The sequence below is a fragment of the Tardiphaga sp. 866_E4_N1_4 genome, assembly GCF_052076075.1.
GTDB classification, from domain to species: domain Bacteria; phylum Pseudomonadota; class Alphaproteobacteria; order Rhizobiales; family Xanthobacteraceae; genus Tardiphaga; species Tardiphaga robiniae.
Genome location: NZ_CP197242.1, coordinates 3,020,661 through 3,047,307, shown reverse-complemented (window position 1 = coordinate 3,047,307; position 26,647 = coordinate 3,020,661). Strand labels below are relative to the sequence as shown.

The following is a 26,647-nucleotide window of genomic DNA, read 5'->3' as shown; positions in this document are numbered from 1 at the left end:
CCGAGCCGATTGATGTCGCAATCGTCGGAAGGACGGCGTCCTGCACTTTGCGGAATGCAAAGATTCCGAGGCAGACACCCGCGGCCACTGCAGCAAGGATGTGACGATGCGTGTGCGGCCATCAGCGCCGCGCATGAGTGAGCTTGCGTGTGGGGAAACAGGATATCGCGATGTGCGATGAGACAGAGCGGGCGGTCGACGTGATCGCAAGCGTGTTCGTTGCATTGGGACAAGGCCGCCGCGCCGAACGCATGCGATGGGATGCAATTGATTCAATGCGAGGACGAACAACGCGCGCTCGACAAATATCAGCCGCAGATTCGTCCGATTAAAGATTCACGCTCCGGCGAAATGAGTGGGGGCTGCATCATGGCGTTTGTCGGACCTGAATTTCCCATCAATTCCACCACCGCCAATGACCAGGCGGGCGCAACCCAAACGCTGTTGTCCGACGGACGTATTCTTGTCACATGGACTGCGACGGACGCCAGCGGTCATCAGCCGCATATAATTCAGGGCCACTATTTGTCGGCGGACGGTACGCCTCAAGGTCCCGATTTTCAGATCACGATCGATCGGAGCGGAGATCCGGGAGCGCCTTCCGTCACCGCGCTTTCCGACGGCCGCGCCTTTGTCGCATGGCAGTCCTATATCGCCGCCGACAATGTCACCGAAGTTCGCGGCACCCTCATCGATGCGGAGGGGCATCCCGTTGCCGATATGGTGGTCAATTCATCGACGGCAATTTCGCCGCAGATGCCTTCCGTCACGACGCTTGCCGATGGCCAGATCTTGCTGACTTATGTGTCCGCGGATGGCGGGGATCCGAAATATCTTGGCGATATCCGCGGGAGGATCCTCCACGACGACGGCACCGTCGCTGTCGACGACTTCACCGTGAATACGACCACCTGGGGTACGCAATATGATCCGAAGGTGACGGCGCTGCCCGACGGGCGGGCGTTCGTCACATGGAGGTCGTACGATCCGGACGAGGGGCGCTACAACGTCTCCGGCCAGTTCGTGAACCCCGATGGCAGCGCGAGCGGGCCGGACTTTCGCATCCTGGCGGGAGCCCAGTTCAATCAGAGCGACGCGTCCGCCGCGGTTCTCGCGGATGGACGCATTCTCGTGGCCTGGACCGCGCAGGAACCGGATGGTGACAGCAACATTCATGCGCGCCTGCTGAACCCGGACGGATCCGTGGTTGTGTCCGATAATATCGTCAATGCGAATTTTGACGGCGGTCAGGATGCCCCGTCGATCGCCGCGCTACCGGATGGTCGCGCCGTCATCATCTGGCACGCCGCCGATCCCGTCACCGGCGCCAGTGATCTCTATGGTCGCCTGCTGATTCCGGGTGCTTTCCCGATCGGCAACGATTTCCTCGTTAACTCGACAGGTGGCCTGGCGGAAACCGGACCTCATCTCCTGACATTGTCCGATGGGCGTATTCTCGCGACCTGGACGTCGTTTGAGCAAGGACCGATTGCAGACGATATCCATGGTCGCATCATGTCGTTCAACACGATCACGAATGGTACGCCGGGCGATGACGTGCTCCCCGGCACCGCGGATAACGATATCATTCACGGCAGCGATGGTCGCGACACAATACATGGTGCGGCTGGAAACGACGTTTTGCATGGCGATGGCGGCAACGACTTTCTCTACGGCGATGCCGGAAATGATTTTCTGTTCGGCGGCGATGGCGACGACCGCATGTGGGGCGGTGACGGCAATGACATTTTCGTCGGTGGCAAGGGCGCCGATGCTTTTGCCGGCGCGTCCGGCATCGATACCGTACGCTACGAGACATCGCCATCTGGTGTTCACATCGATCTCACACTTGGCACGGGCAGTGGGGGCGATGCTGCCGGCGACAGTTTCAGCTCGATCGAGAGGGTGATCGGCAGCCGATTTGACGACATGCTGATCGGTGACGGTGCCGCCAACACGTTATCAGGCGGCAGCGGCAAGGACGTTCTGGACGGTCGCGACGGCAATGACGTGCTGGACGGCGGCGAAGGCAACGATGCCCTGACCGGCGGCGCGGGCAATGACATCCTGCACGGCGGTGCCGGTAACGATCAGCTTTGGGGCAACGTGGGTGACGATATCCTCGCCGGCGGCGCAGGTGCCGATATGCTTGCTGGCGGCGCCGGCAACGATACGGCGGATTACAGCACGTCCATTGCCCAGGTGAATATCAATCTGGCGACAGGTGTCATTCAATGGGGAGATGCTGAGGGCGACAAACTCAGTTCGATCGAAAACCTGATCGGAAGCGGGACCATGGACCTGCTGACGGGTGACGCAGGCGACAATCGCATTTCCGGTGGCGGCGGGAACGATCTGATCGATGGCGGCGGCGGAAACGATAGTCTTGATGGCGGCAGCGGCAACGATACGCTCACAGGCGGGCTCGGCGCCGACATCTTGACCGGCGGAGCTGGCGCGGACAGTTTTGTATTCAAAGCTGTGCAGGATAGTCTGCCCGGAGCTGCCGATCAGATCACCGACTTTTCGTCGAACGCGGCAGACACGGCCGACTGGATTGATCTGTCGGCAATCGATGCCAACAGCAAGGCCGCCGGTGATCAAGCGTTTGCCTTCGTCGGAAGCGCCGCTTTCACACATATCGCCGGCGAATTGCGCTTCGCCGATCATCTTCTTCAGGGCGATGTCGATGGCGATGGCGCGGCTGACTTCGCGGTTCAGGTGAACACCGCCGTCTTGAAGGCAGGTGACTTCGTCTTGTGATTTGCGTGCGGCGTCGCGGGTCGCCCTTGGCGTCACGCGGCTGTGGAGGTCCGCGTCGTCGCGCCCGGCATCAGTTGGAACGGCTGCTCAATGACGATGCTCGGGCAGCCCAGTGATGCCGCCACCTGGCTGGTCGAGGCGACCACCGCATGGTCGATCTGCGAGCCGGGAATCTGGGCCACGATCAGCTGCGCGATACAGAGTTGTTTGGTGCCGCGCAGGTCGAGATCGACCCGGTAGGCAAATAGCGCATGGACGATATCGCGCCGGTCGCGGATCACGATCAGCCCGTTGTCGCCGCCATCGGCATCGGTTCGCCGGCGCACGAAATCCAGCCATGCATCCAGCGTAACGCTGGCATCGTGCAGATAGACGAGCGGATAGGCCGCGCGAGCGTCCGCCCAAGCCATTGGTTGCGCCTGATATTCCTCATTCATCGCCGGATTCCCGCATGGCCTGCGAAATTGGCGGGGATGGGCTGGCTCGGCATTGATATGGGTCAAAGCGTCCACGATTGATCCATGTCAAATGGTGTAGAGTGATTTTCAAGACCTGCCACATATCACCAAACCGAAGATGGACAGTGCCATGACCTTCGCGGAACCAGCGGCCGAGACCTGTGCCGGAGAGCGCGACTGCAAGCACGGCCGCAGCACCAACGGCTGCGACGATTGCAAGGTGCGCCTGTTCAGCGTCTGCGGCGCATTGGAACCGGCGGAACTCGACGAGCTCGATCGCCTCAGCCAGGTCAAGAATTTCCCGGCCAAGGCCATGCTGTTCGATCAGGGCGCGCTGGCCGGTAGCGTGTTCAACGTGACCGAAGGCATCGTCCGGCTCTACAAGTCGCTGCCCGATGGCCGTCGCCAGATCGTCGGCTTCGCGCTGCCCGGTGACTTCCTCGGACTTGCGCTGATGGACCGCTACGGCGTCGCCGCCGAGGCCGTGACGTCGGTGCGCGTCTGCCGTTTCTCCCGCGCCCAGTTTCTCAGCTATGTCGACGGCAAGCCGCATCTGCTGCGCCGGCTGCATGAATTTGCCGGCCATGAGCTCAGCCTTGCGCAGGACCAGATGCTGCTGCTCGGCCGTCGCACAGCCGATGAGAAGGTCGCCGCCTTCCTGCTGAACCTGCAGGCGCGCTATGGCCGCATCGGCGCGATGTCGGTGAACGTGCCGCTGCCCATGAGCCGCCAGGACATCGCCGACTATCTCGGCCTGACCATCGAAACCGTCAGCCGCACCCTGACCAAGCTCGCCAAGGAAAAGACCGTGCTGGTGGTGCCCGATGGCGTGCGCCTGCTGTCCACCGATCGGCTGGATCAGCTCGCCGCGGCGTAATGCGGCGCTGCATTTTGATGCAGCTCAAGGTGAGCGTGTCCTGCCGCGCTCACACTCTTCTCCGTCAATCAAGGAGAAGAGATATGCCTTTCGACAGTATGCTGGTTGCCGCCGCCGTGGTCACGATGTTCGTCTGCTTCGCCCTGCCGCTGGCCTGGGTCTCGCGCCGGACCTTCGGGCAGTCCTGAGCCCTTCGGCGGCATGACGGTGCCCCTCATAACCGGCTGATTTGTCCTCCAAAACATGCCATGAGTCCTGACCCCCGCGACGGTTGCGCCGCGTCTGGGCTCTTGGTGTGCGAAGGAGAACAAATGGCTGCTCATGTGAGTCCGCTGGCCGGCAAAACCATCGATCCATCCCTGCTGGTCAACGTGCCTCGGCTGGTGACGGCCTATTTCGCCGGCAAGCCGGATCCGTCCATCCCCGCCCAGCGCGTCGCTTTCGGCACCTCCGGCCATCGCGGCTCCGCGCTCCACAATTCCTTCAACGAGAACCACATCCTCGCGGTCAGCCAGGCGATCTGCGATTACCGCAAGGGTGCCGGCATCGACGGTCCGCTGTTCATCGGCATCGACACCCATGCGCTGGCGGAACCAGCACTGGTCAGCGCGCTGGAAGTCTTCGCCGCTAATGGCGTGCATGTGCGGATCGACCAGGACGACGGTTATACGCCGACGCCGGTGATCTCCCACGCGATCCTTACCTACAACAAGGGCCGCTCGTCCGGTCTGGCCGATGGCGTCGTGGTCACGCCGTCGCACAACCCGCCGGAAGACGGCGGCTTCAAATATAATCCGCCGAACGGTGGCCCGGCTGATACCGACATCACCGGCATCATGGAGAAAGCTGCCAACGGCTTCCTCGAGAACGACATGGCCGGCGTCAAGCGCATCCCGATCGCGCGTGCGTGCAAATCCGAATTCGTGAAGCGCTACGATTTCATCACGCCCTATGTGACCGACCTCGCTGATGTCGTCGACATGGAGGCGATCCGCGCATCAGGCGTCAAGATCGGCATCGACCCGCTCGGCGGCGCCGGCGTGCATTACTGGCAGCCGATCATCGAGCGCTACAAGCTCGATGCGACCATCGTGAATACCGCGATCGATCCGACCTTCCGCTTCATGACGCTGGACTGGGATGGCAAGATCCGCATGGATTGTTCTTCGCCCTATGCGATGGCCAAGTTGATCGGTATGCGCGACAAGTTCGACGTCGCTTTCGCCAACGACACCGATGCCGACCGCCACGGCATCGTCACCCGCACCGGCGGCTTGATGAACCCGAACCATTATCTGGCGGCGTCCATCGATTATCTGTTCGCGCACCGGCCGCACTGGCGCAAGGATGCGGCGGTCGGCAAGACCATCGTCTCCAGCGCCATCATCGACCGGGTGGTCAACAAGCTCGGCCGCAAACTGGTCGAGACGCCGGTCGGGTTTAAATGGTTCGTGAACGGTCTTGTCGATGGCTCGTTCGGCTTCGGGGGCGAGGAAAGCGCCGGCGCGTCGTTCCTGCGCAAGGACGGCACGGTGTGGACCACCGACAAGGACGGACTTATTCTGGGCCTGCTCGCCGCCGAAATCACGGCGGTGACGAAGGAAAATCCGAGCCAGCGCTTCGAGAAGCTGACCGCCGAATTCGGCACGCCCTATTACGAGCGCATCGACGCCGCGGCCACGCCCGAGCAGAAGAATGTGCTGAAGAAGGTCACGCCGGAGCAGATCGGCATGACCGAGCTCGCCGGCGATGCGGTGACCGAGACCGAGAGCAAGGCGGCCGGCAACGACCAGTCCTTCGGTGGCATCAAGGTCTCGACCGCCAATGGCTGGTTCGCCGCGCGGCCGTCCGGCACGGAGGACGTCTACAAGATCTATGCGGAGAGTTTTCGCAGCGAGGATCACCTCAAGCAGATTCAAAGCGACGCGCAGGCGGCGATCTCGAAGGTGTTTGCGAAATAGCCTCACGCGCAACCCCACACTCGTCGTTCCGGGGCGCGCGCTTCTTCGCGCGCGAACCCGGAACCTCGTGGTGTTTGGCGCGATCAGAGAGTCACAGAATGAGGTTCCGGGTTCGCTCGCAAGGGCGAGCGCCCCGGAACGACGAGTATGTTTCTCAATGCCCGCTCGTCCGCCATCGCAGCAGTCGCTGCTCGACCATCGACATCGCCAGCGCGGTCACATAGCCGATCACGCCGAGCAGGATCACGCCGGCGAACAGATCCGGTGAGCGAAACGCGCGTGCCGAGAGCAGCACCCAGTGGCCGAGGCCGTCGAGCCCAGCGAGGATTTCGCAGACCACCGCCAGGATCAGCGATACGGTCAAGCTCAGTCGCATGCCGGAGATGATGTCGGGACTGGCAGATGGCAGAGCTATCTTGAAGATCACCGCGAGGCGCGACATGTGCAGCGAGCGCGCGACCTCATAGAGACGCGGCTCTACTGCGCCGAAGCCGTGGACGGTCGCAAGCAGCATCGGCCAGATCGCGCCGAAAGCGATGACGAAGAGTGCCATGCCCTGGGTCAACCCGAACAGAGCGATGGCGACGGGAATGATCGCTGATACGGGCAGTGGCCGCAGGAACTCCAGCGACGGAGCGACATAGCTGCGCATCGCCCTGGACGAGCCGATCATGGCGCCGAGTGCGATGCCGACGACGGATGCGACGAGCCAGCCATAGAACATGTGTTCGAGGGTGCCGATTGTCTTGTCCAGCAACGTGCCATTGCTGAAGCCGCGCATCAGCGCGGCCCAGGCGCGATCGGGGCCCGGCAGGAACACCGGCGAGACCAGTTTCAGATTGGCGATCAACTGCCACAGCGCTATCAGGCCTGCAGCCACGGCGAAGCTGGCAAGGCGCCAGAGGGTGAGTGCCCAGTTCATCGGACCTCTCCCGCCAGCGCCGCGGGGCCAAACAGATGCTGCTGCGCTGCCAGCAATCCGGCATTGAGTGCATAGCCGATGAGGCCGATCCACAGCAGATAAGCGAGCATCAGATCCGGGCGCAATGCTTGCTGCGCAATCATGATTCCGGCGCCGAGTCCGATGGGATTGATCGCGATTTCCACAGTGACGGCGACGATCAGCGCGATGCCGGCCGCCAGGCGGAAGGCGAGAAAGATGCGCGGCAGTGCTGCGGGAATGATGATCTTGCGGACGCGGTCGCCTGGCGACAGCCGCAGCGCGCGGGAGACTTCGATCAGCCGCGGCTCGATGCTGCGCACCGCAGCGCGGCTGAGGATCAGAATCGGCCACACACAGGCAAAGGCGACGATCACAATTTCCATGCGATAGCCGAAGCCGAGCGCGATCAGCGCGATCGGCAGCAGCGCGATGGAGGGGATCGGCCGCAGGGATTCGATGGTGACTTCCATCAACCGATCCAGCGGCTGGAAGATACCGAGTGCAATTCCGAGGAACAATCCGATGGCGCCGCCGACCACGAGGCCGGCAAAGGCCGAAGCCAATGTGTCACGCGTCGCCGCCAGGATGGAGCCGTCGCCGAACGCCTGAAACAGCGCCAGCACCACGGCGCTCGGCGGTGCCAATGCATCGCTGTGGATATCGACAGAGCGCGCCCAGATTTCCAGCACGATGAGCAGGCTCATCGGAAGGATCGCCGCTTTCAGGCGCTCGGATCTCATGCTTCCGATGCCTTGATGAAGTCGAACAATTCGCGGCGCAGCCGCAGGAATTCCGGGTTCTCGCGCGTGGTCAACTGATCGCGCGGGCGCGGCAGGTTGATCGGAAGATCGATGCCGATGCGGCCGGGATGCGGCAGCAGGCCGACCACGCGGTCGCCGAGATAAATGGCTTCTTCGAGATCGTGGGTGACGAAGATCACCGTGGCCTTGCTGGCATCGAGCAGCGACAGGACCTCGTCCTGCAGGCCCTGCCGCGTCATGGCATCAAGCGCGCCGAACGGCTCGTCCATCAGCAGCGCTTTCGGTTCCTGCGCCAGACATCGCGCGATCTGCAGCCGCTGCTGCATGCCGCCGGACATCTCCGCGGGATATTTCGCGGCGTGATGGGGCAGGCCGACTTTCTTCAGCAATTCGTCGATGCGGGCCGGCCGCTGGGCCTTGGGCATGCCGATGGTTTCCAGCGCCAGCGCGACATTGCCGGCGGCGGTGCGCCATGGCAGCAGCGCCTTGCCATAATCCTGGAACACGATGGCGACGTCGCGCCGCGGCGCGCGCATGGGTTCGCCGTCGAAGCTGACATGTCCGGATGTCGGCTGGTACAGGCCGGCGGCGAGGCGAAGCGCCGTGGTCTTGCCGCAGCCGGAGGCGCCGATGATGCAGAGGAACTCGCCGGGCTTAACGTCGAGGCTGACGTTTTCGATGATCGTCTTGCCGCCGAGATCCAGCGTGACATGGGAAAACGCGATCTGCGACTTTTCGGGTTGGGCGGACGGCATGTCTTTGCGAAGGGCAATGGATGTCATCGCGCTCAATCTCCCTGTCCGGGCGGATAAACGAAAGCGAGCGTCGAGTGCAGATGCGATGTCAGCATGGCCTGCGCAGGACCAGTTTCGCGCGCAAGCACGCGATCGGCGAGAAGCTGATGGGCTGCGACAAAGCGGCTACCGCTGTCGAAGCCGCGCATCATCACCCTACGGTAGCGATAGGCCTGATCGTAAAGTTCCGAATGCGCCGAGAGCAGGCGCTTCGACCCGGAGGCTGCCAGCAATGCGGTGTGAAATCCCTTATGGAGCTTGTCGAAATCCGGCGCGCCTTCGCGGAATTCATCGCCGGTCCGGTCGATATGCCTGCGCATCTGGTGAAGCGAACTGATGATGCCAGCCTCCCAGGCATCGTCGCCATGTTCGATGGCCAGCCGCAGTGCCTCCATCTCCACCACGCTACGCATCCGTGTGATGTCGGCCAGATCCTCCCGGCTGATGTCGGCGACGCGAAAACCGCGCTGGCCGATGCCGATAATCAGGCCGCGTGAGATCAGGCGCGACAGTCCTTCGCGCATCGGCGTGGCGCCGATCTCGTAACGTTGCACGAGATCGACGATGCCAAGCCGCGTGCCTGGCGCGAGATTGCCGGCAATGATGTCATGCTGGAGCAGTGTCGCTGCACGCTCGCTCAGCGTATCCGAGCCGGATACATCGATTGTACTGCTAAGGGGCTGGCCCGCCATTCAGTTTGACCTATTTCAGAATCAGTTTGTTGAGATCGAGTTTGGTCTCCAGCATTTTCTGCGAGGACATGACGTCGATCCACCATGCCAGTTGCTCGGGCTTCAGCACCGGCTCTGACTTGTTCGGCGGTGATGCCTTCACCAGTTCGATGGTCTGTTTGGTGAATTTGGCAATTGCGGCCGAGGTCTTGTCTTTGTCGCTGTTCACGATCGCCGCACCTTCGGCGATGGCAGCGCGAAATTTCCTGACGGCGTCGGGATTCTTCTCAGCCCATTCGCGCGAGGCCGCATAGAAGATGATCGGCTCTGTGCGCTCGAGCTCCGACGCGTAGCGCGCGCCGATGCTGCCGCTGCCGGCCGCCAGCATGCGCGATACCGTCGGCTCGGCGGTCAGCACGGCATCGACACCGCCGGACTTGATGATGTCCGGCATGGTCGGGAAGGTCACTTCGACGAAATTGACCTTCCTGGGATCGACACCCTTGTCGACCAGCCATTTGACGAACAGCACGTGAAGAAACGCACCGAGGCCCGGTGCGCCGACCTTTTTGCCGATGAAATCCTTCGGCTCCTTGATGGTGATGCCGTTACGCACGAAGGCGGTGATATTGGCGTTCGATGTCGGGCTCATCACCGTTGCGCCAGCAACCGCGACGAGATCGAGGCCGCCGTCGGCAGCCTGCAGGAAGACGGTGGAGGTCGGGCCGCCGATCTGGATCGAGCCGGACAGAATGGCCGCCGGGATATTGGAGTTGATGCCGATGGGGATCATCTCGGCATCGAGCCCGTGCTTCTTGAAGATGCCTTCATCGACCGCGACCATCGCCGAGGCGCAGTCCGTTGTTGCAGTGCAACCGATCTGGAGCTTGGTCTGGGCATGCGCGGTGCCCGTCACAGCGAGCGTGGCCAATAGGGCTGCCACCGTCCACTTGGTCATGGTCGTCTCCCTCACCCGAGCATTTTTCGATCGTGAAGCAATCTTTGCGATCGCCTCTTGTTTATCGATATTTTTTTTGATCATATATTTTATCGAAGAACAAAAGCAAGTGGGAGACGCCAGTGAAGCTCGCGACATTTCGTGCCGGCGGCCAGCAGGATGGCCAAGCCAGGGTCGGTATCGTTTACGCCAACGATATCAAGCTGTTCGATCTCGCCAGCGCTGCAGCCCGCGATGGCGGAAATCCCGCCTTCGACTCGATGCTGGCGCTGATCGATGCAGGTGAAGGCGCACTCGATACGGCGCGAGCCTTGTTTGAGAAGCACGGCAGCGACGCCTCGCTGTCCATGAATGTCGCCGGCACAGACATTCTCGCACCATTGCCCGAGCCGCGGCAGATGCGCGATGGCATGTCGTTTCCGCTGCATATCCGGCAGTCGCCGCGCGGCCAGTTGAAACTGGCTGCCCGTGCGAAGGGTGACATGGAAGAACTGGCACGGCTCGAAGCCGAGCCACTCGGCGAATTGCCTGAAGTGTATCGCCGCCAGCCGATCTACTACATCACCAACCGCTTCAGCGTGCGCGGTACGAATACGACGGTGAAGTGGCCGCGCTACAGCAAGGTGATGGACTACGAACTCGAATTCGGCATCGTCACCAAGAACAAGGGCGCGAATATTTCTGCGGCCAAGGCGAAGGATCACATCTTCGGCTACACCATCTTCAACGATTTCTCGGCTCGCGATGCGCAGCGGCTGGAGATGGAAGGCCGGCTCGGCCCGGCCAAGGGCAAGAGTTTCGATGGCGGCAACGTGCTGGGGCCATGGATTGTCACGCCCGACGAGATCGGCGATCCCTACAGACTGAAGATGGAATGCCGCGTCAACGGCAAGGTGCGCTCGTCCTCGACCAGCGAGGGCATGTTGTTCTCCTTCGAGGAGATCATCGCCCATGTGACGCAGGACGAGACGCTAATGCCCGGCGAATTCATCGGCTCCGGCACCGTCGGCAACGGCTGCGGCCTCGAACTCGGCTGGTATCTCGAACATAATGACGAGATCGAACTCGAGGTCGAAAAGATTGGGATATTGAAGAACAAGGTGGTGCGGCAGGATATGTAACGCACCTGCCTCTCCACGTCATTGCGAGGAGCGAAGCGACGCGGCAATCCAGAAGCAACAAGCGCAGACTGGATTGCTTCGTCGCAAGGGCTCCTCGCAATGACGACCGATAGGATCAAACAAAAAACGAAAATCGAGGAAACCAGCATGTCCCGTCGCCTCATCGACATCTCAGTTCCCCTGCAGAACGACGTCCCCGCCGATCCCCCGGGCAATCATCCCACCATCAATTATGTCGATCACCAGCAGGGCCTGCCGCGGATGCTGCAGTTTTTCGATGGGCTGAAGGCCGAAGATCTGCCGGACGGGCAGGGCTGGGCGGTGGAGCTGGTGCAGCTCTCGACGCACAACGGCACGCATCTCGACGCGCCCTATCACTTCCATCCCACCATGAATCGCGGTGAACGCTCATGGACCATCGACGAAGTGCCGCTGGACTGGTGTTTCCAGCCCGGCGTGAAGCTCGACTTCCGGCATTTCCCCGATGGCTATGTCGCGACGGCCAAGGACGTCGAGGACGAGCTCAAGCGCATCGGCCACACCTTGAGCCCGCTGGAGATCGTCGTCGTCAATACGTCTGCCGGCGTCAAATACGGTCAGCAGGACTATGTCATCTCCGGCTGCGGCATGGGCTATGAGGCCACCATGTATCTGCTGGAGCGCGGCGTGCGCCTCACCGGCATCGATGGCTGGAGCTGGGATGCGCCGTTCGTCTACACCGCGAAGAAATATGCCGAGACGAAAGATGCCAGCCTGATCTGGGAAGGCCACAAGGCCGGCCGTCATATCGGCTATTGCCACATCGAGAAGCTGCACAATCTTGAGCAGCTGCCGTCCACCGGATTCATGGTGTCGTGCTTCCCGGTGAAGATCGAGAAAGCATCGGCGGGGTGGACGCGTGCGGTGGCGATTATCGATAGTTGAACATCGCGAGCGCAAGTCCTGCCCCACACTGTCATTCCGGGGCGCTCGCTCTTCGCGAGCGAGCCTCAGCCACTCCAATTAGAGTGGCGGGGAATCTCGACATGTGACTCTCATATTGGGATTCCGGGTTCGCGTGCGCGAAGATGCGCCCGCGCCCTCAGGCAAACCAACTGGTTTGCCGGGGAATGACGAGGTTGGGGCCAGCGTAGCAAGACAGCCTCGCCCTACACCGCCGCCGCTTCCTCGTGCCCGAAATAGGCCCGCTCCAGTCGCTGCGGCAAGTTCGCTTCCGACGTCGCGGCTTCCAGCACGATACGCCCCTGCGACAGCGCATAGACGCGGTTGGCCGCAGCGAGCGCTTTCTCCACAAGTTGCTCCACCAGCAGCACCGCAGTGCCCTGCTTCTGCAACTGCGCGATCACCGTCAGCACGCGATCGACCAGCACTGGCGACAGACCGGCAGATGGTTCATCCAGCATCAGCAGCCGCGGCCGCCGCACCAGGCCTTGTGCCACCACCAGCATCTGCTGCTGCCCGCCCGAGAGCGAAGCTCCGCGCTCGTGGCGCTTCTCCGCAATCTCCGGAAAGAACGACAGCGCCTCGTCGACGCGCGCGTGGCGCTCGCCGCGCGGCAGGTCGTAGGCCGCGAGCAGCAGGTTTTCCGTCACCGTCTGCTGCGTGAACACGCGGTGGCCTTCGATGACATGCACGAGACCCGCGCGCGCAGCTTCACGCGGTGTGCCGTTGCTGATGTCGCGGCCATCGAAGCGCACGCTGGCGGCATTGACGGGCAGCAGGCCGGAGATCGCGCGCAGCAAGGTTGATTTCCCGGCGCCGTTGGGGCCGAGCAACGTCACCACTTCGCCGGCGGCGATGTGCAGGTCGATGCCATGGAGCACGCGGATCTTGCCGTAGCCGGATTCCAGCGCGGTGACTCTGAGCAGCGGTTCAGCCTCCGAGGTAAGCACTGACGACCTCCTTGTGAACGCGGATTTCCGCCGGCGTACCGGCGGCGAGGATCTTGCCGAGGTTCAACACCGTGACCTGATCGCAGATGTCGAAGATCAGGTCGGCGTGATGTTCGACCAGCAGCACGCCGGTGCCGCGGCGGCTGATGGCTTTGATCAGCGCGCCGAGCCTTGTGATCTCGTCGCTGGAGAGGCCTGCGGCAGGTTCGTCCAGCAGCAGGAAGTCCGGCTGCAGCATCAACGCGCGCGCGATCTCGATGAAGCGCAATTCGCTGTGCTGGAGGCGATCGGCACGGACATCCGCCAGCGCCTCCAGCCCGACCACGCCGAGCATCGCGCGCGCCTGTGCGGTCAGCTTGCGTTCGTCGCGGTGATGCCGCGGCAGCGACAGCAGCGCCTCGGCGAATGTCGCCTCGCCCTCGATGGTGCCGCCGACCATCACATTCTCGAGCACCGAAGCTTCGCCGATCACGCGCGGCGTCTGGAAGGTGCGGGCGATGCCCTTGCCGGCGCGCAGTTCCGGCATGCCGGGCGGCAATGCGTCGTCACCCAGCGTGATGGTGCCGCCCTTGGCGGCGTAGTAGCCGGAGATCACATTCAGTGTGGTGGTCTTGCCGGAGCCATTGGGCCCGATCAGGCCGTGGATCTGGCCGGGCTTCACATCGAGATCGAGGCCGTCGATGGCCCGGACATTGCCGAAGGTGAGGACGACTTCACGCAGAGTCAGCGTCTTGGTGGTGGCCGTCTTGCGCAGGACATCTGACAGCCCCGCGATGCGCGGCACGATGGCGCGGTTGCTGGCAAGCGGCCGGCGGTTCTTGAAATCCAAGAGCGCGGCGATGCCGCCCGGCATCACCAGCACGATGAGGAGCAGCAGCACCGCATAGAGGAAGGTTGACCACGCCGCGAGCGGTGCTGCGATTTCCGGCAGGATGGTGAGGATGATCGTGCCGAGCATCGGACCGAGGATCGAGCCGCGACCGCCGATCAGGATGGCGATGAAAAACAGCACCGAGAGGTCGAAGGTGAACGCGTCCGGCGTGATATAGGTCTGCAGGCTGGCGAACAGCCCGCCGGCAAAGGCCGCCATCGCGCCCGCGAGCAGGAAGATCGACACCAGCAGCTTCGGTTTCGAAATGCCGGTGGCTTCCGCCGCCACATCCGCATCGCGGATCGCGATCAGTGCGCGGCCAAACCGGCTATAGGCGATATTGGCGCTGAGCCATGTCGCCACCGCCGCGAAGCCGATGCACAGATAATAAAAGCCCCATGGCGTGTTGAACGGCGCGGAGAATTCCGGCCCGACGATGCCGATGCCGCCGCCGGTGACGCTCTGCCAGGCCAGCGCGATCTGCGTCACGATCGTGGCGAAGCCGAGCGTGGTCATGGCGAAATAGAAGGTGCGCAGCCGCATCGCGGGCAGGCCGACGATGACGCCGAACACCGCGCCGACGCAACTTGCGATGATCAGGGCGCCATAGATCGGCACCGGCGGCAACACATTCCCGGCAGCGAGCACGCTGGTCGTGTAGGCGCCGAGCGTCAGCAGCGCCACATAGCCGATGGCGAGATGGCCGGCGAATCCGACCACGAGATTGAGCCCGGCGACCAGCACCCAGTAGATCGCAGCACGGGTGCCGATCAGCGCCCAGTAGTCGTTGCTGACAAAGGGCAGGATCATCGCCAGCGCGAACACGCCGAGAAACGGCAGCAGTGCCGGCAATACGGAGTGTCTGGTCGTGGTCTCGCGCGATGTCGACATATCGGTGATTGCCGTCATCACACCCTCCGCGCCGTTGCGGAGCCGAACAGGCCCGAGGGCGCTGCCAGCAACACGATGATGAAGATCGCGAACACCGCGACCGACGAGAAGATGCCGCCGACCAGGAAATTCGCCGCCTGCTGGAACAGGCCGAGCGCGAGGCCGCCGATCAGCGCGCCGCGATTATTGCCGAGGCCGCCGAGCGCCACTGGCACGAAGCCGTAGAAATTCAGCAGCGCGCCATTGGCGAAGAAGGCCAGCATCAGTTCGCCGCCGGCGAAACCCGCCACGCCGCCAATCACGCCGGCGAGGGCATAGCTCGCTACGCGCAGGTTACGCTCGGGCAGGCCGAGCGCGCGGGCCGCAAAATTATCCTCCGCGATCGCCATGAAGGCATGGCCGACCAGCGTGCGGCGATAGAGATATTCGAGGCCCAAGATGGTGAGGCCGCAGGCCACCACCGGCAGCCAGAATTTTTCGTCCCACACGCCGGTGCCGAGACCGACGATGCGCGGGAAGGGCTGCGGCTCGGTGCCCCATTTTATCGCGGTGACCTGCTGGATCATCAGTGCCAGCGCCAGCGTCGACAGCACATAGAGATGCTGTTCGAGGCTTTTGAGCACCGGCCGCACCGCGACGAATTCGGTGATAACGCCGATGATCGCACAGGCGACCAGCGTCAGGGCGAAGCCGACCAGGGTAGGCATCCCCATTTTCAGCATGAACAGCGAACCGAACACCCCGCCGAGCATCGCGAGCTGTCCGGCGGTGAAGCTCATCACCCGCGAGGTCGAGAACATCGTGTTGTAGGTGATGCCGACGAGCGCATAGATTGCGCCCGCCGCGAGGCCTGAAGCTATGATCGAGCCGAGCATGTGTGTCGTCCTCGCGCCGGCTTACGAGTAGCCGGGGGCGAGGGCGAAGGTGCCGTTCTTGGCGGAACGCGCTTCCGACATGACGATCTCGTCGGTCGGATAGCCGTTATGCTGGGTGGGAGAGAACGAGTAGTTGCCGAAATAGCCGGGATATTTGGTCAGCGAGTTCCAGTATTTGACGATGCCCTCGCTGTCGGTCGATCCGCTGGCCTCGACAGCCCTAGCGATCAGCTCGACGGCATCGATGCCGCCGGCAATCCACCACAGCAGCGTGTCGTTGAGCGGCACCTTCGCCTTGTTCAGGCGATCGACGAGATCCTGGCTCTTGGCAGGCAGCTTGCCGGCTGAATCGTAACTGCAGCTCTTGTAGCCAATGGCATAGACCTTCTCCCAATTGGCAGGCTTCTCGATCAGGCTGGCGAGTTCGCCGGAGGCCAGCGACGGATGACCGACAAAGGCAACGTCCCAACCCATCGACGCGCGGGTGTTGAACATGCGCGCTTCCATGCCGGTGGAGACACTCCACACCACGATGACCTGCGCAGCGGCATTCTTGGCGCGCAGCATGTCCGGCGTCATGTCGGGCTGTGTCGCGTCGATATTGGCGCTGTAGACGACATCGGCGCCGTCTTTCTTGAAGGCCTCGACCGAGGCTTTCACTGCGGTGACGCCGTAGCCGGTGGTGTCGCCGATCACGGCGATCTTGCTGACTTTCAGCACCTTGAGACAATAGTTGCGGACGGCGTCGTCCCACTGGCCGTTCGACGGCGCGATGCGGAATGCGGCGGGGAATTTCGCGGGATCGATCAGCGTGTCGACGACGCAGGGATGCAGGTCGGGCATCTTGGCGCGCGCCATCAGCGGCGTGGTGGCGAGCGCCTCGCCGGAATTCACCGGCCCCCAGATCGCATGGACCTTGGCCTGGCTGATCAGTTCCTGGGTGGCGTTAACGGCCTTGGTCGGATCGCCTTGGGTGTCGCGGGTGATGATCTCGATCTTGCGGCCCTTGACGCCGCCGGCGGCATTGATGGCCTCCGTGGCAAATGTGACGCCGCGGTTGAAGCCGACGGTTGGCGCCGAACTCGGTCCGGTCATGGCCGCGAGCCAGCCGATCTTGATCGGTTCGGACGATTGCGCAATGGCGGGACGTGCGAGTGGAAAACTTGCTGCGCCGAGTGCGCCGGCGCCGCCCAACAGAATTCCACGACGAGAAATACTCATCTTGACTTCCTCCCTGTGTTTTCCCTTTGCGGTGCCTGTCATTGATGCAGGCATCCGTTTCGTCCGCCCGGTCGTTGCCGGATTATGTCAGTGGGTGATGTCGTTGGTCGGTCAGATACTCCGGATCGTCATGACATGCGTCGATGTTGCGCGGTGGCAGAACGCGGCGCGCAGATCCATCTCCGTCGCCTCAGGCTGACCTGTCGCGATGGCTTTGGCAATCGGCTTGTGATCTTTGACGATGGCAGGGACGTTGCCAAGGGCCTGGCCGTTGCACGTCACACGGTGCTGCCCTGCAGTCCCGCTCGTCTGTTGCAACGCAATGATGCGTGAATGTCGTCAGGTCGCGCTGAAGCCGCCATCTGCTGATAGCACATGGCCGACGATATAGCCGGCATCGTCGGACGCGAGCCACACCACGGCTTCGGCGACTTCATGTGGCTGGCCCATACGCCGGATCGGCAGGCCTGCTGCGACGGCCGACATGTCGGCGATCCCCGAGGCCAGCATCATGTCGGTGACGACGCGGCCCGGCGCCACCGCATTGATGCGGATGCCGCGCGGCCCGCATTCCATCGCTGCCGAACGCATCAGTGAGATCACCGCCGCTTTCGATGCAGAATATAGCGCAAGGCCGGGATTGGGATTGCGGATGCCGCTCACCGACGCGTTGATGACGATGCGGCCGCCGCCATTCAGTTCCATGGCCTGGATCTGATGCTTCAGGCCAAGAAACACCGAGCGGACATTGGCATCGAACACGGTGTCATAGACCGCCTCTGTCTGCTGCTCGACCGGCGCGCGCCGTTCCTGATAACCGGCATTGTTGAAGGCCACGTCGAGCCGCCCGAAACGGGACATCACAGCCTGCACCAGGCTGGCGACCTCGGCCTCCTCGGTCACATCGGTGCGCACGAACAGTGTCTTGGCGCCGAACCGGCCGCAGTCTTCGGCCGCGGCCTGTCCCTCGGCCTCGCGACGGCCTGCGATCACCACCGCAGCTGCGCCTTCCTGCGCCATCAGCAGCGCGGCCGCCCGGCCGATGCCGGTGCCGCCGCCGGTCACGAGGCAGATGCGTCCGGCCATGCGGTCGCGGGGGCGGAACTGGGCAGCGCTGGTTGTCATGATCATTCCTTGCACGGATCGTGCTAACACGGTCGTTATTCGTCGCCAGCAATATAGTTGTATCATGCAACTATCGTCAAGGAGCCTGCGATTGTCCGATATTGACGCCGATTTGATTGATCACATCCGCGCCGCGTCGCGTCTGATGGTGCGCGAACTCGGTTTCATGCAGGCAACGGTTGCAGCGACCGACTATCCGCCATCGGCGGTGCATACGCTGCTGGAGATCGGCGCGCGCGAGGCGATGACCGCGGTCGAACTGTCGGCGTTTCTCGGCCTGGAGAAATCCAGCGTCAGCCGGATGATCCGCAAGCTGATCGATGCCGGTGAGCTGAAGGAAGTCGCCAGCGCCGGCGATGGCCGTGTCAAGCGGCTGTTGCTCACAGCCAAGGGGCGGCGCACCCGCGAGGCGATCGAGGCCTATGGGCAGCGGCAGGTCACCAATGCCTTGCAGCAACTGGCCCCGGCCCAGCGTCAGAAGGTGGCCGAAGGTCTCGCACTCTATGCCGAGGCACTGGAAGCGCATCGGCTGGCAGATGCGGAGACGCCGGACCGGACATTGGCCCGGCGGTCTTGAACCGCTACAGTCGAATCCGGCACACTCGACCGAGTGGACTGGTTCGCATCGTGCAAAAGTAAGTCGTGCCAAAGCAAAAAGAAACAGGGATGGAATTATGCCGGGCCACAAGAAGACCCCCGATCAACTCCGCAGCGCACGCTGGTTCGCGCCGGACGACCTGCGTGCCTTCGGCCATCGCTCGCGCGCCATGCAGCAAGGCTATGCGCCGGTGGAGTGGGCCGGGCGTCCCGTCATCGCCATTCTCAATACCTGGTCGGAAGCGCAGCCGTGCCACATGCATTTCAAGACCCGCGTCGACGATGTGAAGCGCGGCATCCTGATGGCCGGTGGCTTCCCGATGGAGCTGCCGGCGCTGTCGCTGTCGGAGAGCTTCCTGAAGCCGACCACGATGCTCTATCGCAACATGCTGGCAATGGACGCCGAGGAACTGTTGCGCGGCCATCCGGTCGATGGCGTCGTGCTGATGGGTGGCTGCGACAAGACCACGCCGGGGCTTCTGCTCGGCGCCACCAGCGCGGGCTATCCCGCGATCTACCTGCCCGCAGGCCCGATGCTGCGCGGCAACTGGAAGGGCAAGACGCTGGGCTCCGGCTCCGATGCCTGGAAATACTGGGACGAGCGCCGCGCCGGCAAGATCTCCGACAAGGAATGGGTCGAGGTCGAGGGCGGCATTGCCCGCAGCTACGGTACCTGCATGACCATGGGCACGGCCTCGACCATGACGGCGATCGCCGAGTCCATCGGCATGACGCTGCCGGGCGCATCGTCGATCCCCGCGGCGGACGCCGGTCACATCCGCATGGCCAGTGAATGCGGCCGTCGCATCGTCGAGATGGTGTGGGAGGATCTCACGCCGCAGAAGATCCAGACGCGCAAGGCCTTCGAGAACGCCATCACCGTGGCGATGGCGATGGGCTGCTCCACCAATGCGATCATCCATCTGATCGCGCAGGCGCGCCGCGCCGGTCAGGATATCGGCCTCGACGATTTCGAGATCGCCAGCCGCAAGGTGCCGGTCATCGCCAATGTACGCCCCTCCGGTGACAAATATCTGATGGAGGATTTCTTCTATGCCGGCGGTTTGCCCGGCCTGATGAGCCGCATCAAGGAGCATCTGCATCTCGACGTGATGACCGTCACCGGCAAGACGCTGGGTGAGAACATCGCCGGCGCTGAAGTCTATAACGACGACGTCATCCGAACGGTGAAGGACCCGATCTATGCGGAGGGCGCGCTCGCGGTGCTGAAGGGCAACCTCGCGCCCGATGGCTGCGTCATCAAACCGTCAGCCTGCGAGCCGCGCTTCCTCAAGCATACCGGCCCGGCACTGGTGTTTGACGACTATCCCAGCATGAAGAAGGCGATCGATGACGAGAGCCTCGATGTCACGGCCGATCATGTGCTGATCCTGCGCAATGCGGGTCCGCAGGGCGGGCCGGGCATGCCGGAATGGGGCATGCTGCCGATCCCGAAGAAGCTGGTGAAGCAGGGCGTGCGCGACATGGTTCGCCTGTCGGATGCGCGCATGAGCGGCACCAGCTATGGCGCCTGCATCCTGCATGTTGCGCCGGAATCCTTTATCGGCGGTCCGCTGGCGTTGGTCGAGAATGGCGACATGATCACCCTCGACGTCGATGCGCGCACCATCAATCTCGACATCTCCGATGCCGAAATGGAAAAGCGCCGCGCCGCGTGGAAAGCCCCGGAGCGCAATTACGAACGCGGCTATGGCTGGATGTTCACCAAACATATCCAGCAGGCCAATGAAGGCTGCGACTTCGACTTCCTGCGCACCGACTTCGGCGCGCCGGTGAAGGAGCCGGTGATTTATTGAGAAACGAACTCGTCGTTCCGGGGCGCAAAGGACCGCGTAGCGGTCCGGCGCGAACCCGGAACCTCAAAATGAGTCCGCCTCTCCGCCGCCCGGAACGTCAGAGGCGATGAACACGTCGGGATTCCGGGTTCGCGCAAGAGCGCGCCCCGGAATGACAGCAGAGAAACAGGAAGCACAGATGTCCAAGCTCAGCGACGCGACCCGCGCCAAACTCAAGACCATCTCCACCGCCACCGTGGCCACCGCGCTTTACAAGCGCGGTTTCCGCACGCAATGCATCCAGGATGTGCATCCGCTCGGACCGAACCAGCCAACACTGGTGGGCGAGGCCTTCACGCTGCGCTACATGCCGGCGCGCGAGGATCTCAACAAGCTCGATGTGTTCAGGGACCGTTCGCATCCCCAGCGCAAGGCGGTCGAGGATTGCCCGCCCGGCGCGGTGCTGGTGATGGACAGCCGCAAGGACGCGCGTGCGGCGTCCGCAGGCGCGATCCTGATCAACCGTCTGGCCCAGCGCGGCGTTGCCGGTGTCATCACCGATGGCGGCTTTCGCGATTCCGCCGAGATCGCCAAGCTCGGCTTCCCGGCCTATCACCATCGCCCGAGCGCACCGACCAATCTGACGCTGCATCAGGCCATCGAGATCAACGGCCCGATCGGTTGCGGCGACGCACCCGTGTTTCCCGGCGACATCATTCTGGGTGACAGCGACGGCGTCATCGTCATCCCCGCGCATCTTGCCGACGAGATCGCCAACGAGGCCTTCGAGATGACCGCCTTCGAGGATTTTGTCACCGAACAGGTGCAGAAGGGCAAGGGCATCTTCGGGCTCTATCCGGCGACCGATGAGCAGACGCTAGTGGATTTCGCAGCGTGGCGGAAGGAGAAGGGGCGGTAGGGCGCGATCACGGCGTGCATCGCGTCAGGATGGAACCAGAGGCGGTTCTTGGCTTTGTCTTGGAGAGATGCGCCGGTGCGCATCATCCATCACTCAGCCGGAAAGAGACGCTATGCGCAGCCTCATCGTCGCGGTCGGACTGTCGCTGCTGGCGCAGGGCGCAGCCCTCGCCAAGGATTCCGACAAGCCGTCCAGGGCTTTCAATGCCGAGACGATCAACGCCGCCAATTTCACCGGCAAGCTGCCGCCCGACGAGAAGCTCAGCTCGCTGGCGGTGAAGCTCCAGGTGCTGCTCGACCGCGCGCATTTCTCGCCGGGCGAGATCGACGGGATGTTCGGCGACAATGTGGAGAAGGCGCTGCTGGCTTTCGCCGAGGCTAACAACCTGCCGCCCGGCAAGGTGCTGACACCGGAGATCTGGACCAAGTTACAGGCCGCGTCCTCCGAACCGGTCATGACCGATTACGTGCTGACCGAGAAAGACGTGAAGGGTCCATATCTCGACAAGCTTCCAGTCAAGATGGAAGAGATGAAATCGCTGAAGAAACTGGACTACACCAGCGCCCGCGAAGCCCTCGGCGAGCGCTTCCACATGAGCCAGGATTTGCTTGAGACGCTTAATCCCAAAGCAAAGTTCGACAAGGCCGGCGATACGATCACCATCGTCAAGCTCTCGGATCGCAAGCCCGACAAGGTCAGCCGCCTTGAGGTCGACAAGGTCCGCCAGACCGTGAAGGCCTTCGCCAAGGATGGCGCGCTGCTCGCCTTCTATCCCGCCAGCGTCGGCAGCGACGAGAAGCCGACGCCATCGGGTGCACTGAAAGTGACGTCGGTTCACGCCAACCCGGTCTATCGTTACGATCCGAAATACAAGTTCAAGGGCGTGGAATCGTCGAAGCCCTTTACCATCAATGGCGGCCCCAACAATCCCGTCGGTGCCATGTGGATCGGCCTGTCGGAGAAGAGTTATGGCATCCACGGCACGTCGGATCCCTCCCGCGTCAGCAAGAGCGATTCCCACGGTTGTGTGCGTCTCACCAACTGGGACGTGGAGCGCCTCGGTGCGTCCGTGAAGAAGGGCGTGGAGGTCAGTTTCGTCGACGGCAAGCAGGCCGCGAAGTAGTGCGCGCGGTATTGCGCGTCCTCCTCGTCATTCCGGCGCGTGGGCGGCGCCAGCCGCACGCGAACCCGGAATCCCGGAGTGTTTTCCGCTGACCATGCTGGGCTTCCCGCCACTCCAATTGGAGTGGCTGAGGTTCGCGATACGCCGCCTTCGGCGTCTCCTCGCGCCCTCAGGCAAACCAATTGGTTTGCCGGGGAATGACAGTGTGGGGCGGCAAGATAGCGGTCAAACATTTTTTCCTATCCTCCGTTGACAGCATCCCTAACTTGATTATATTCCCCTCCGTCCTACCCCACCGAGAGGGGCGATCGCGATCGTCACGTTCGCGGGGTGGGATGCGGTGGACGCCGGAGATGCGGCGTCACGCGGTTTGGGGGTGACGTCTGTCTTCGGGCAGGACGGATCTGCGCCAGCACTGCCACTGGCAAGGAGACGGCCGACCTTGAGATGGAAAGAGCCCGGGACAGTGTGACGGACGACCAACTCGAAACGCGTTCGGCCTAGTCGCTTGAGGCTCCCTTCCCATCGCCTTGGGACTTTAATTCGCGATCGGAGCGTTCGTCGAGGCAAAGTGCAAGCAACCGAAAAAACACCGCAGGCGGAACGTCGGGCAATCGCTCGGCGCCTCCGAAAGTCCTGATGCACTCTCAATTGCGGAAGACCGCATCGCATCAGGCCCAAGGGTGCAACGGGCACCCGGCGTTCCGCACGCCCTCTCACAAGAGGGTGGGAATGCAAACCACGACGGCGCCCCCGCGCCGCAAACAATGGGGGCGATGACGCATGTCTGAAGAGCTGTGGCTGTTTGAAATTCTGGGTTTGCGATGGCGCGACGGCGCCAGAAATATCCCTCCCCCCGCGCGAAGCGAAGCTTCGCTAGGTGGGGAGGGTCGGCCGATAGGCCGGGGTGGGGGAGCCACAAGCGACGCTCTCACGTGGGGCGCCCCACCCGTCACGTTTGCTCGCTGCGCTCGCAACGCGCCACCCTCCCCGCAAGGGGGAGGGAGAAGGAAGATGCTATCCCCTGAAATCCCGCACCCGCTTCACCATCTGCTCCACATGGGCGATCGGCGTTTCCGGCTGGATGCCGTGGCCGAGATTGAAGATGAAGCGTCCGCTGGCATAATTCGCCAGCACGTCATCGACAGCGCGATCGAGCGCGGCGCCACCGGCGATCAGTACCAGCGGATCGAGATTGCCCTGCACCGCGACGTGGCTCTGCACCCGCTCGCGTACGAAGGACGGCTCGGCGGCCCAGTCGATGCTCACAGCATCGACACCGGTTGCGCCGACATAGCTCGGCAGCAGTGCGCCCGCGCCGCGCGGGAAGCCGATGATCTTCGCATCCGGCACCTTGGCGCGCACGCCGGCGATGATGCGCTTGGTCGGCTCCACCGACCAGCGCTGGAATTCCGCTGCCGGCAGCACGCCGGCCCAGGTATCGAAAATCTGCAGCACATCGGCGCCGGCCTTGAGCTGGCCGAGCAAGTAAGTGATCGAGTTCTCGACGATGGTGTCGATGATTTTTGCGAAGGCCTCCGGATGCCGATAGGCCATCATCCGCGCCGGCGCCTGATCCGGCGTGCCCTTGCCGGCGACCATGTAGGTCGCAACGGTCCAGGGCGCGCCGCAGAATCCGATCAACGTAATTTTCGGATCGAGCTGCGCGCGCACGCGGCGCAGTGCTTCGAACACCGGCTCGAGCTTGGTGAAGTCGGCCTCGGGTGAGAGCGTCGCGACCTTTTCCGGCGTATCCAGCGGATCGAGCCGCGGGCCTTCGCCGACCTCGAAGCGCACCGAACGGCCGAGCGCATAGGGGATCACCAGAATATCCGAGAAGATGATCGCGGCATCGAAGCCGAAACGCCGGATCGGCTGCAGCGTCACTTCGGTGGCGAAATCCGGATTGAAGCACAGATCGAGGAAACCACCGGCCTGCGCGCGGACCTCGCGATATTCAGGCAGATAACGCCCGGCCTGTCGCATCATCCAGAGCGGCGGCACCGCCTGGCGCTGGCCGGCGAGGACATCGAGGAACGGCTTGCGGGGCGTGGACTGGGTCAAATGCTTGGGTTCCGGAAACTGGTGCCGAACGGCATGATTTTGCCGCCTCTGATACACCGCCGCTTCGCTCTTGGCGAGGCGCGGCAATTCCGCAAAACCGGCGATTCACCTCACGTTTTGACGCATCTCAAGGTGTCATCGCGCCGCAGGCGGCATATAGACTGTACGAACATCATGAGCGAAAAGACCATGAACATCATGACCCCGATCGTCACTCCAGAAATCGAACAGAACCGCACCCGCGCCAAGGTCTGGTTCGAATCCCTCCGTGACCGCATCTGCGCCGAGATCGAGGCGCTGGAGCGCGAGGCGCCGCAGGCGCTGTTCCCGGGCACGCCGGCCACCTTCACCTACAAGCCGTGGACCCGCGCGACGGGCATTGGCGGCGGCGTCGGCGGCTTCCTCTCGGGCGGTCGCCTGTTCGAGAAGATCGGCATCCACACCTCAAGCGCGAACGGCAAGCTGTCGCCGGAAATGGCGCGGCAAATGCCCGGCGGCGGATCGCAGTTCGATTACGTCTCCAGCAGCATCAGTCTGATCATGCATCCGCGCAGCCCGCGCGTACCGACGGTCCACATGAACACGCGATTCCTGTCGACGGCCGTGGGCTGGTTCGGTGGCGGCGCGGATCTGACGCCGATGCTGCCCGAGCAGCGCAAGGCCGATGCGCCGGATACGATCACATTCCATGACGCAATGCGCGGCGCCTGCGATGCGCATGACCCCGCTTACTACAAGAAGTTCAAGGCCTGGGCCGATGATTACTTCTTCCTGCCGCATCGCGGCGTGGCGCGCGGCGTCGGCGGCATCTTCTACGATCAGCTCAACACGGGTGATTTCGAGAAGGACTTCGCGTTCACGCGTGATGTCGGCTCCGCCTTCCTCGATGTCTATCCCCGCATCGTGCGTGCACGGATGCAGGAAGCCTGGACGGAGGAAGAGCGCGCGCAGCAGCTCGAAACGCGTGGCCTCTATGTCGAGTTCAATCTGCTCTACGACAAAGGCACGATGTTCGGCCTGCAGACCGGCGGCAACGTCGAGAACATTCTGAGCTCGATGCCGCCGCTGGTCAGCTGGAAGTAATTTCCTTCTCCCCGCTTGCGGGGAGAAGGTGTCTTGAATGACCGAAGGTCATTCAAGACGGGTGAGGGGGAGCCAGAGAGTGAAACACTGGCTCCCCCTCACCCGTCTTCCACATGCTTCGCATGTGAAAGTCGACCTCTCCCCGCAGGCGGGGAGAGGCTAAGAAGCCACCTGCTCCGCTTCGATCGCACCCTGCACCGCCCAGGACAGATCGGTGTTGAGCTGGAACGCCACTGAACCTTCATCGATGATCGCCTGCGGATTCCTGGCGAGCTTGCCTGCCTCATCGAGCGCGCTGCGATAGTCTGACTTCAGCGCTGCCAAATCGGCATAGGCCGGGAAGTCGTAGAACGACAATTCCTCCGGCGCGAGGCCGGGCTTCTTGGCGAGCAGGCGCTTGAGAATCTGGCCGCCGGAGAGATCGCCGAGATAGCGCGTATAGGCATGGGCAATCAGCAATTCGCCGTCGCCCTTGGCGGCATCCGCGATGCGCTTGGCATAGGCTTCGCCGGCAGGCAGCATCGGCACAGCCGAGAAATCGCCATCGCACAGCACATTGAGATCGGCTTGCATCGCCGATGCGCGATCGAGCCGATACCGGGCGAGTGCGGCGAGCACAGGCGTGTCGCGATGGCTCTCAAGTCCGGCTTCCAGCGCCTGATAGGCCGCCAGCAGGTTTCGTTGCAGCAGGACATAGCCCTTGCGGCTGACGTCACCGCGCAACATGTCCTTGATGATGCCGGAGCGTTCGGCTTCGGTGTGAAGCACCTTGGTGCCGAGATAAAGGGCGGTCACGACGCTGACGGGCGCAGTGCTATCTGCCGAGGCAGCAGGCATTGAATTCTCCGATGACTGATAAAGGGGTGTGTTGGCGCTCGGGCTG

The 26,647-nt window shown here is 62.9% G+C and carries 23 protein-coding genes; 10 read left to right on the top strand and 13 right to left on the bottom strand.

Translation table 11 applies throughout. The features are described 5' to 3' along the window. Positions 1-369: 369 nt before the first annotated feature. Positions 370-2,763: a calcium-binding protein gene (locus AB8B20_RS14870; protein ID WP_439074818.1), complete on the top strand. Its 2,394-nt coding sequence runs from the start codon at positions 370-372 to the stop codon at positions 2,761-2,763. A 32-nt stretch (positions 2,764-2,795) separates the two neighbouring features. Here the strand turns inward: AB8B20_RS14870 and AB8B20_RS14865 are convergent, their stop codons facing one another. After that, the gene (locus tag AB8B20_RS14865) at positions 2,796-3,200 is read right to left on the bottom strand and encodes a hypothetical protein (protein WP_439074819.1); all 405 of its coding nucleotides are present in this window, start codon (positions 3,198-3,200) and stop codon (positions 2,796-2,798) included. Positions 3,201-3,351: 151 nt separating this feature from the next. On the opposite strand from AB8B20_RS14865, the gene AB8B20_RS14860 reads away from it, so the two are divergent. Beyond that, a complete protein-coding gene (locus tag AB8B20_RS14860; RefSeq protein WP_120288001.1) occupies positions 3,352-4,098 on the top strand; it encodes a Crp/Fnr family transcriptional regulator in 747 nt (248 codons plus the stop codon). Positions 4,099-4,409: 311 nt separating this feature from the next. Next, positions 4,410-6,059 carry a phosphoglucomutase (alpha-D-glucose-1,6-bisphosphate-dependent) gene (pgm, locus tag AB8B20_RS14855; protein WP_439074820.1) on the top strand — a complete coding sequence of 550 codons (1,650 nt, stop codon included), beginning with the start codon at positions 4,410-4,412 and terminating at the stop codon, positions 6,057-6,059. Positions 6,060-6,213: 154 nt separating this feature from the next. Here the strand turns inward: pgm and AB8B20_RS14850 are convergent, their stop codons facing one another. From AB8B20_RS14850 to AB8B20_RS14830, 5 genes are read right to left on the bottom strand one after another with little or no spacing between them, the layout of a single operon-like run. Continuing rightward, the gene (locus AB8B20_RS14850) at positions 6,214-6,981 is read right to left on the bottom strand and encodes an ABC transporter permease (RefSeq protein ID WP_439074821.1); all 768 of its coding nucleotides are present in this window, start codon (positions 6,979-6,981) and stop codon (positions 6,214-6,216) included. Next, positions 6,978-7,742, bottom strand: a complete 765-nt coding sequence (locus tag AB8B20_RS14845) for an ABC transporter permease (protein WP_093757088.1) — start codon at positions 7,740-7,742, stop codon at positions 6,978-6,980. The genes AB8B20_RS14850 and AB8B20_RS14845 overlap by 4 nt, the downstream gene beginning before the upstream one ends. Further along, positions 7,739-8,545, bottom strand: a complete 807-nt coding sequence (locus AB8B20_RS14840) for an ABC transporter ATP-binding protein (RefSeq protein ID WP_309943483.1) — start codon at positions 8,543-8,545, stop codon at positions 7,739-7,741. Before AB8B20_RS14840 ends, AB8B20_RS14845 begins: the two co-directional genes overlap by 4 nt. A 5-nt stretch (positions 8,546-8,550) precedes the next feature. Further along, entirely contained in the window at positions 8,551-9,249 is a 699-nt protein-coding gene (locus AB8B20_RS14835; RefSeq protein ID WP_439074822.1) for a GntR family transcriptional regulator, read from the bottom strand. A 10-nt stretch (positions 9,250-9,259) separates the two neighbouring features. After that, the gene (locus AB8B20_RS14830) at positions 9,260-10,186 is read right to left on the bottom strand and encodes an ABC transporter substrate-binding protein (protein ID WP_439074823.1); all 927 of its coding nucleotides are present in this window, start codon (positions 10,184-10,186) and stop codon (positions 9,260-9,262) included. A gap of 122 nt (positions 10,187-10,308) precedes the next feature. On the opposite strand from AB8B20_RS14830, the gene AB8B20_RS14825 reads away from it, so the two are divergent. Then, on the top strand, positions 10,309-11,307 hold the full coding sequence (locus AB8B20_RS14825; RefSeq protein WP_439074824.1) for a fumarylacetoacetate hydrolase family protein: 999 nt from the start codon (positions 10,309-10,311) through the stop codon (positions 11,305-11,307). 147 nt (positions 11,308-11,454) lie between these two features. Continuing rightward, the gene (locus tag AB8B20_RS14820; RefSeq protein ID WP_439074825.1) at positions 11,455-12,231 is read left to right on the top strand and encodes a cyclase family protein; all 777 of its coding nucleotides are present in this window, start codon (positions 11,455-11,457) and stop codon (positions 12,229-12,231) included. 224 nt (positions 12,232-12,455) lie between these two features. Here AB8B20_RS14820 and AB8B20_RS14815 read toward each other — a convergent pair whose 3' ends face one another. From AB8B20_RS14815 to AB8B20_RS14795, 5 genes are all read right to left on the bottom strand, one after another. After that, positions 12,456-13,199 (bottom strand): ABC transporter ATP-binding protein, encoded by a 744-nt coding sequence (locus AB8B20_RS14815; protein ID WP_439074826.1) that lies wholly within the window; start codon positions 13,197-13,199, stop codon positions 12,456-12,458. After that, positions 13,180-14,979: a branched-chain amino acid ABC transporter ATP-binding protein/permease gene (locus tag AB8B20_RS14810; protein ID WP_439074827.1), complete on the bottom strand. Its 1,800-nt coding sequence runs from the start codon at positions 14,977-14,979 to the stop codon at positions 13,180-13,182. The genes AB8B20_RS14815 and AB8B20_RS14810 overlap by 20 nt, the downstream gene beginning before the upstream one ends. Continuing rightward, positions 14,979-15,836 (bottom strand): branched-chain amino acid ABC transporter permease, encoded by an 858-nt coding sequence (locus tag AB8B20_RS14805; RefSeq protein ID WP_092145625.1) that lies wholly within the window; start codon positions 15,834-15,836, stop codon positions 14,979-14,981. The genes AB8B20_RS14810 and AB8B20_RS14805 overlap by 1 nt, the downstream gene beginning before the upstream one ends. A gap of 21 nt (positions 15,837-15,857) precedes the next feature. Further along, positions 15,858-17,057 carry an ABC transporter substrate-binding protein gene (locus tag AB8B20_RS14800; RefSeq protein ID WP_439074828.1) on the bottom strand — a complete coding sequence of 400 codons (1,200 nt, stop codon included), beginning with the start codon at positions 17,055-17,057 and terminating at the stop codon, positions 15,858-15,860. 339 nt (positions 17,058-17,396) lie between these two features. Continuing rightward, positions 17,397-18,182: an SDR family NAD(P)-dependent oxidoreductase gene (locus AB8B20_RS14795; RefSeq protein WP_439074829.1), complete on the bottom strand. Its 786-nt coding sequence runs from the start codon at positions 18,180-18,182 to the stop codon at positions 17,397-17,399. A gap of 91 nt (positions 18,183-18,273) precedes the next feature. On the opposite strand from AB8B20_RS14795, the gene AB8B20_RS14790 reads away from it, so the two are divergent. The 4 genes from AB8B20_RS14790 to AB8B20_RS14775 all read left to right on the top strand — a co-directional run bounded on the left by AB8B20_RS14790 (position 18,274) and on the right by AB8B20_RS14775 (position 22,617). Next, positions 18,274-18,759 (top strand): MarR family winged helix-turn-helix transcriptional regulator, encoded by a 486-nt coding sequence (locus tag AB8B20_RS14790; protein ID WP_439074830.1) that lies wholly within the window; start codon positions 18,274-18,276, stop codon positions 18,757-18,759. Positions 18,760-18,856: 97 nt separating this feature from the next. Beyond that, entirely contained in the window at positions 18,857-20,596 is a 1,740-nt protein-coding gene (araD, locus tag AB8B20_RS14785) for an L-arabinonate dehydratase (protein ID WP_439074831.1), read from the top strand. Positions 20,597-20,774: 178 nt separating this feature from the next. Further along, complete coding sequence (locus AB8B20_RS14780; RefSeq protein ID WP_439074832.1) at positions 20,775-21,494, top strand: ribonuclease activity regulator RraA; 720 nt, start codon at positions 20,775-20,777, stop codon at positions 21,492-21,494. A 112-nt stretch (positions 21,495-21,606) separates the two neighbouring features. Next, complete coding sequence (locus AB8B20_RS14775) at positions 21,607-22,617, top strand: L,D-transpeptidase family protein (RefSeq protein ID WP_439074833.1); 1,011 nt, start codon at positions 21,607-21,609, stop codon at positions 22,615-22,617. A gap of 1,017 nt (positions 22,618-23,634) precedes the next feature. On the opposite strand, the gene hemE is transcribed toward AB8B20_RS14775, so the two are convergent. Beyond that, positions 23,635-24,681, bottom strand: coding sequence for a uroporphyrinogen decarboxylase (gene hemE, locus AB8B20_RS14770; protein WP_439074834.1), 1,047 nt, complete (start codon positions 24,679-24,681; stop codon positions 23,635-23,637). 189 nt (positions 24,682-24,870) lie between these two features. Between hemE and hemF the strand changes: the two genes are divergently transcribed. Next, entirely contained in the window at positions 24,871-25,764 is an 894-nt protein-coding gene (gene hemF / locus AB8B20_RS14765; RefSeq protein WP_439074835.1) for an oxygen-dependent coproporphyrinogen oxidase, read from the top strand. Between the two features lie 159 nt (positions 25,765-25,923). Here hemF and AB8B20_RS14760 read toward each other — a convergent pair whose 3' ends face one another. Then, positions 25,924-26,601, bottom strand: a complete 678-nt coding sequence (locus AB8B20_RS14760; protein ID WP_439074836.1) for a heme oxygenase (biliverdin-producing) — start codon at positions 26,599-26,601, stop codon at positions 25,924-25,926. Positions 26,602-26,647: the final 46 nt, after the last annotated feature.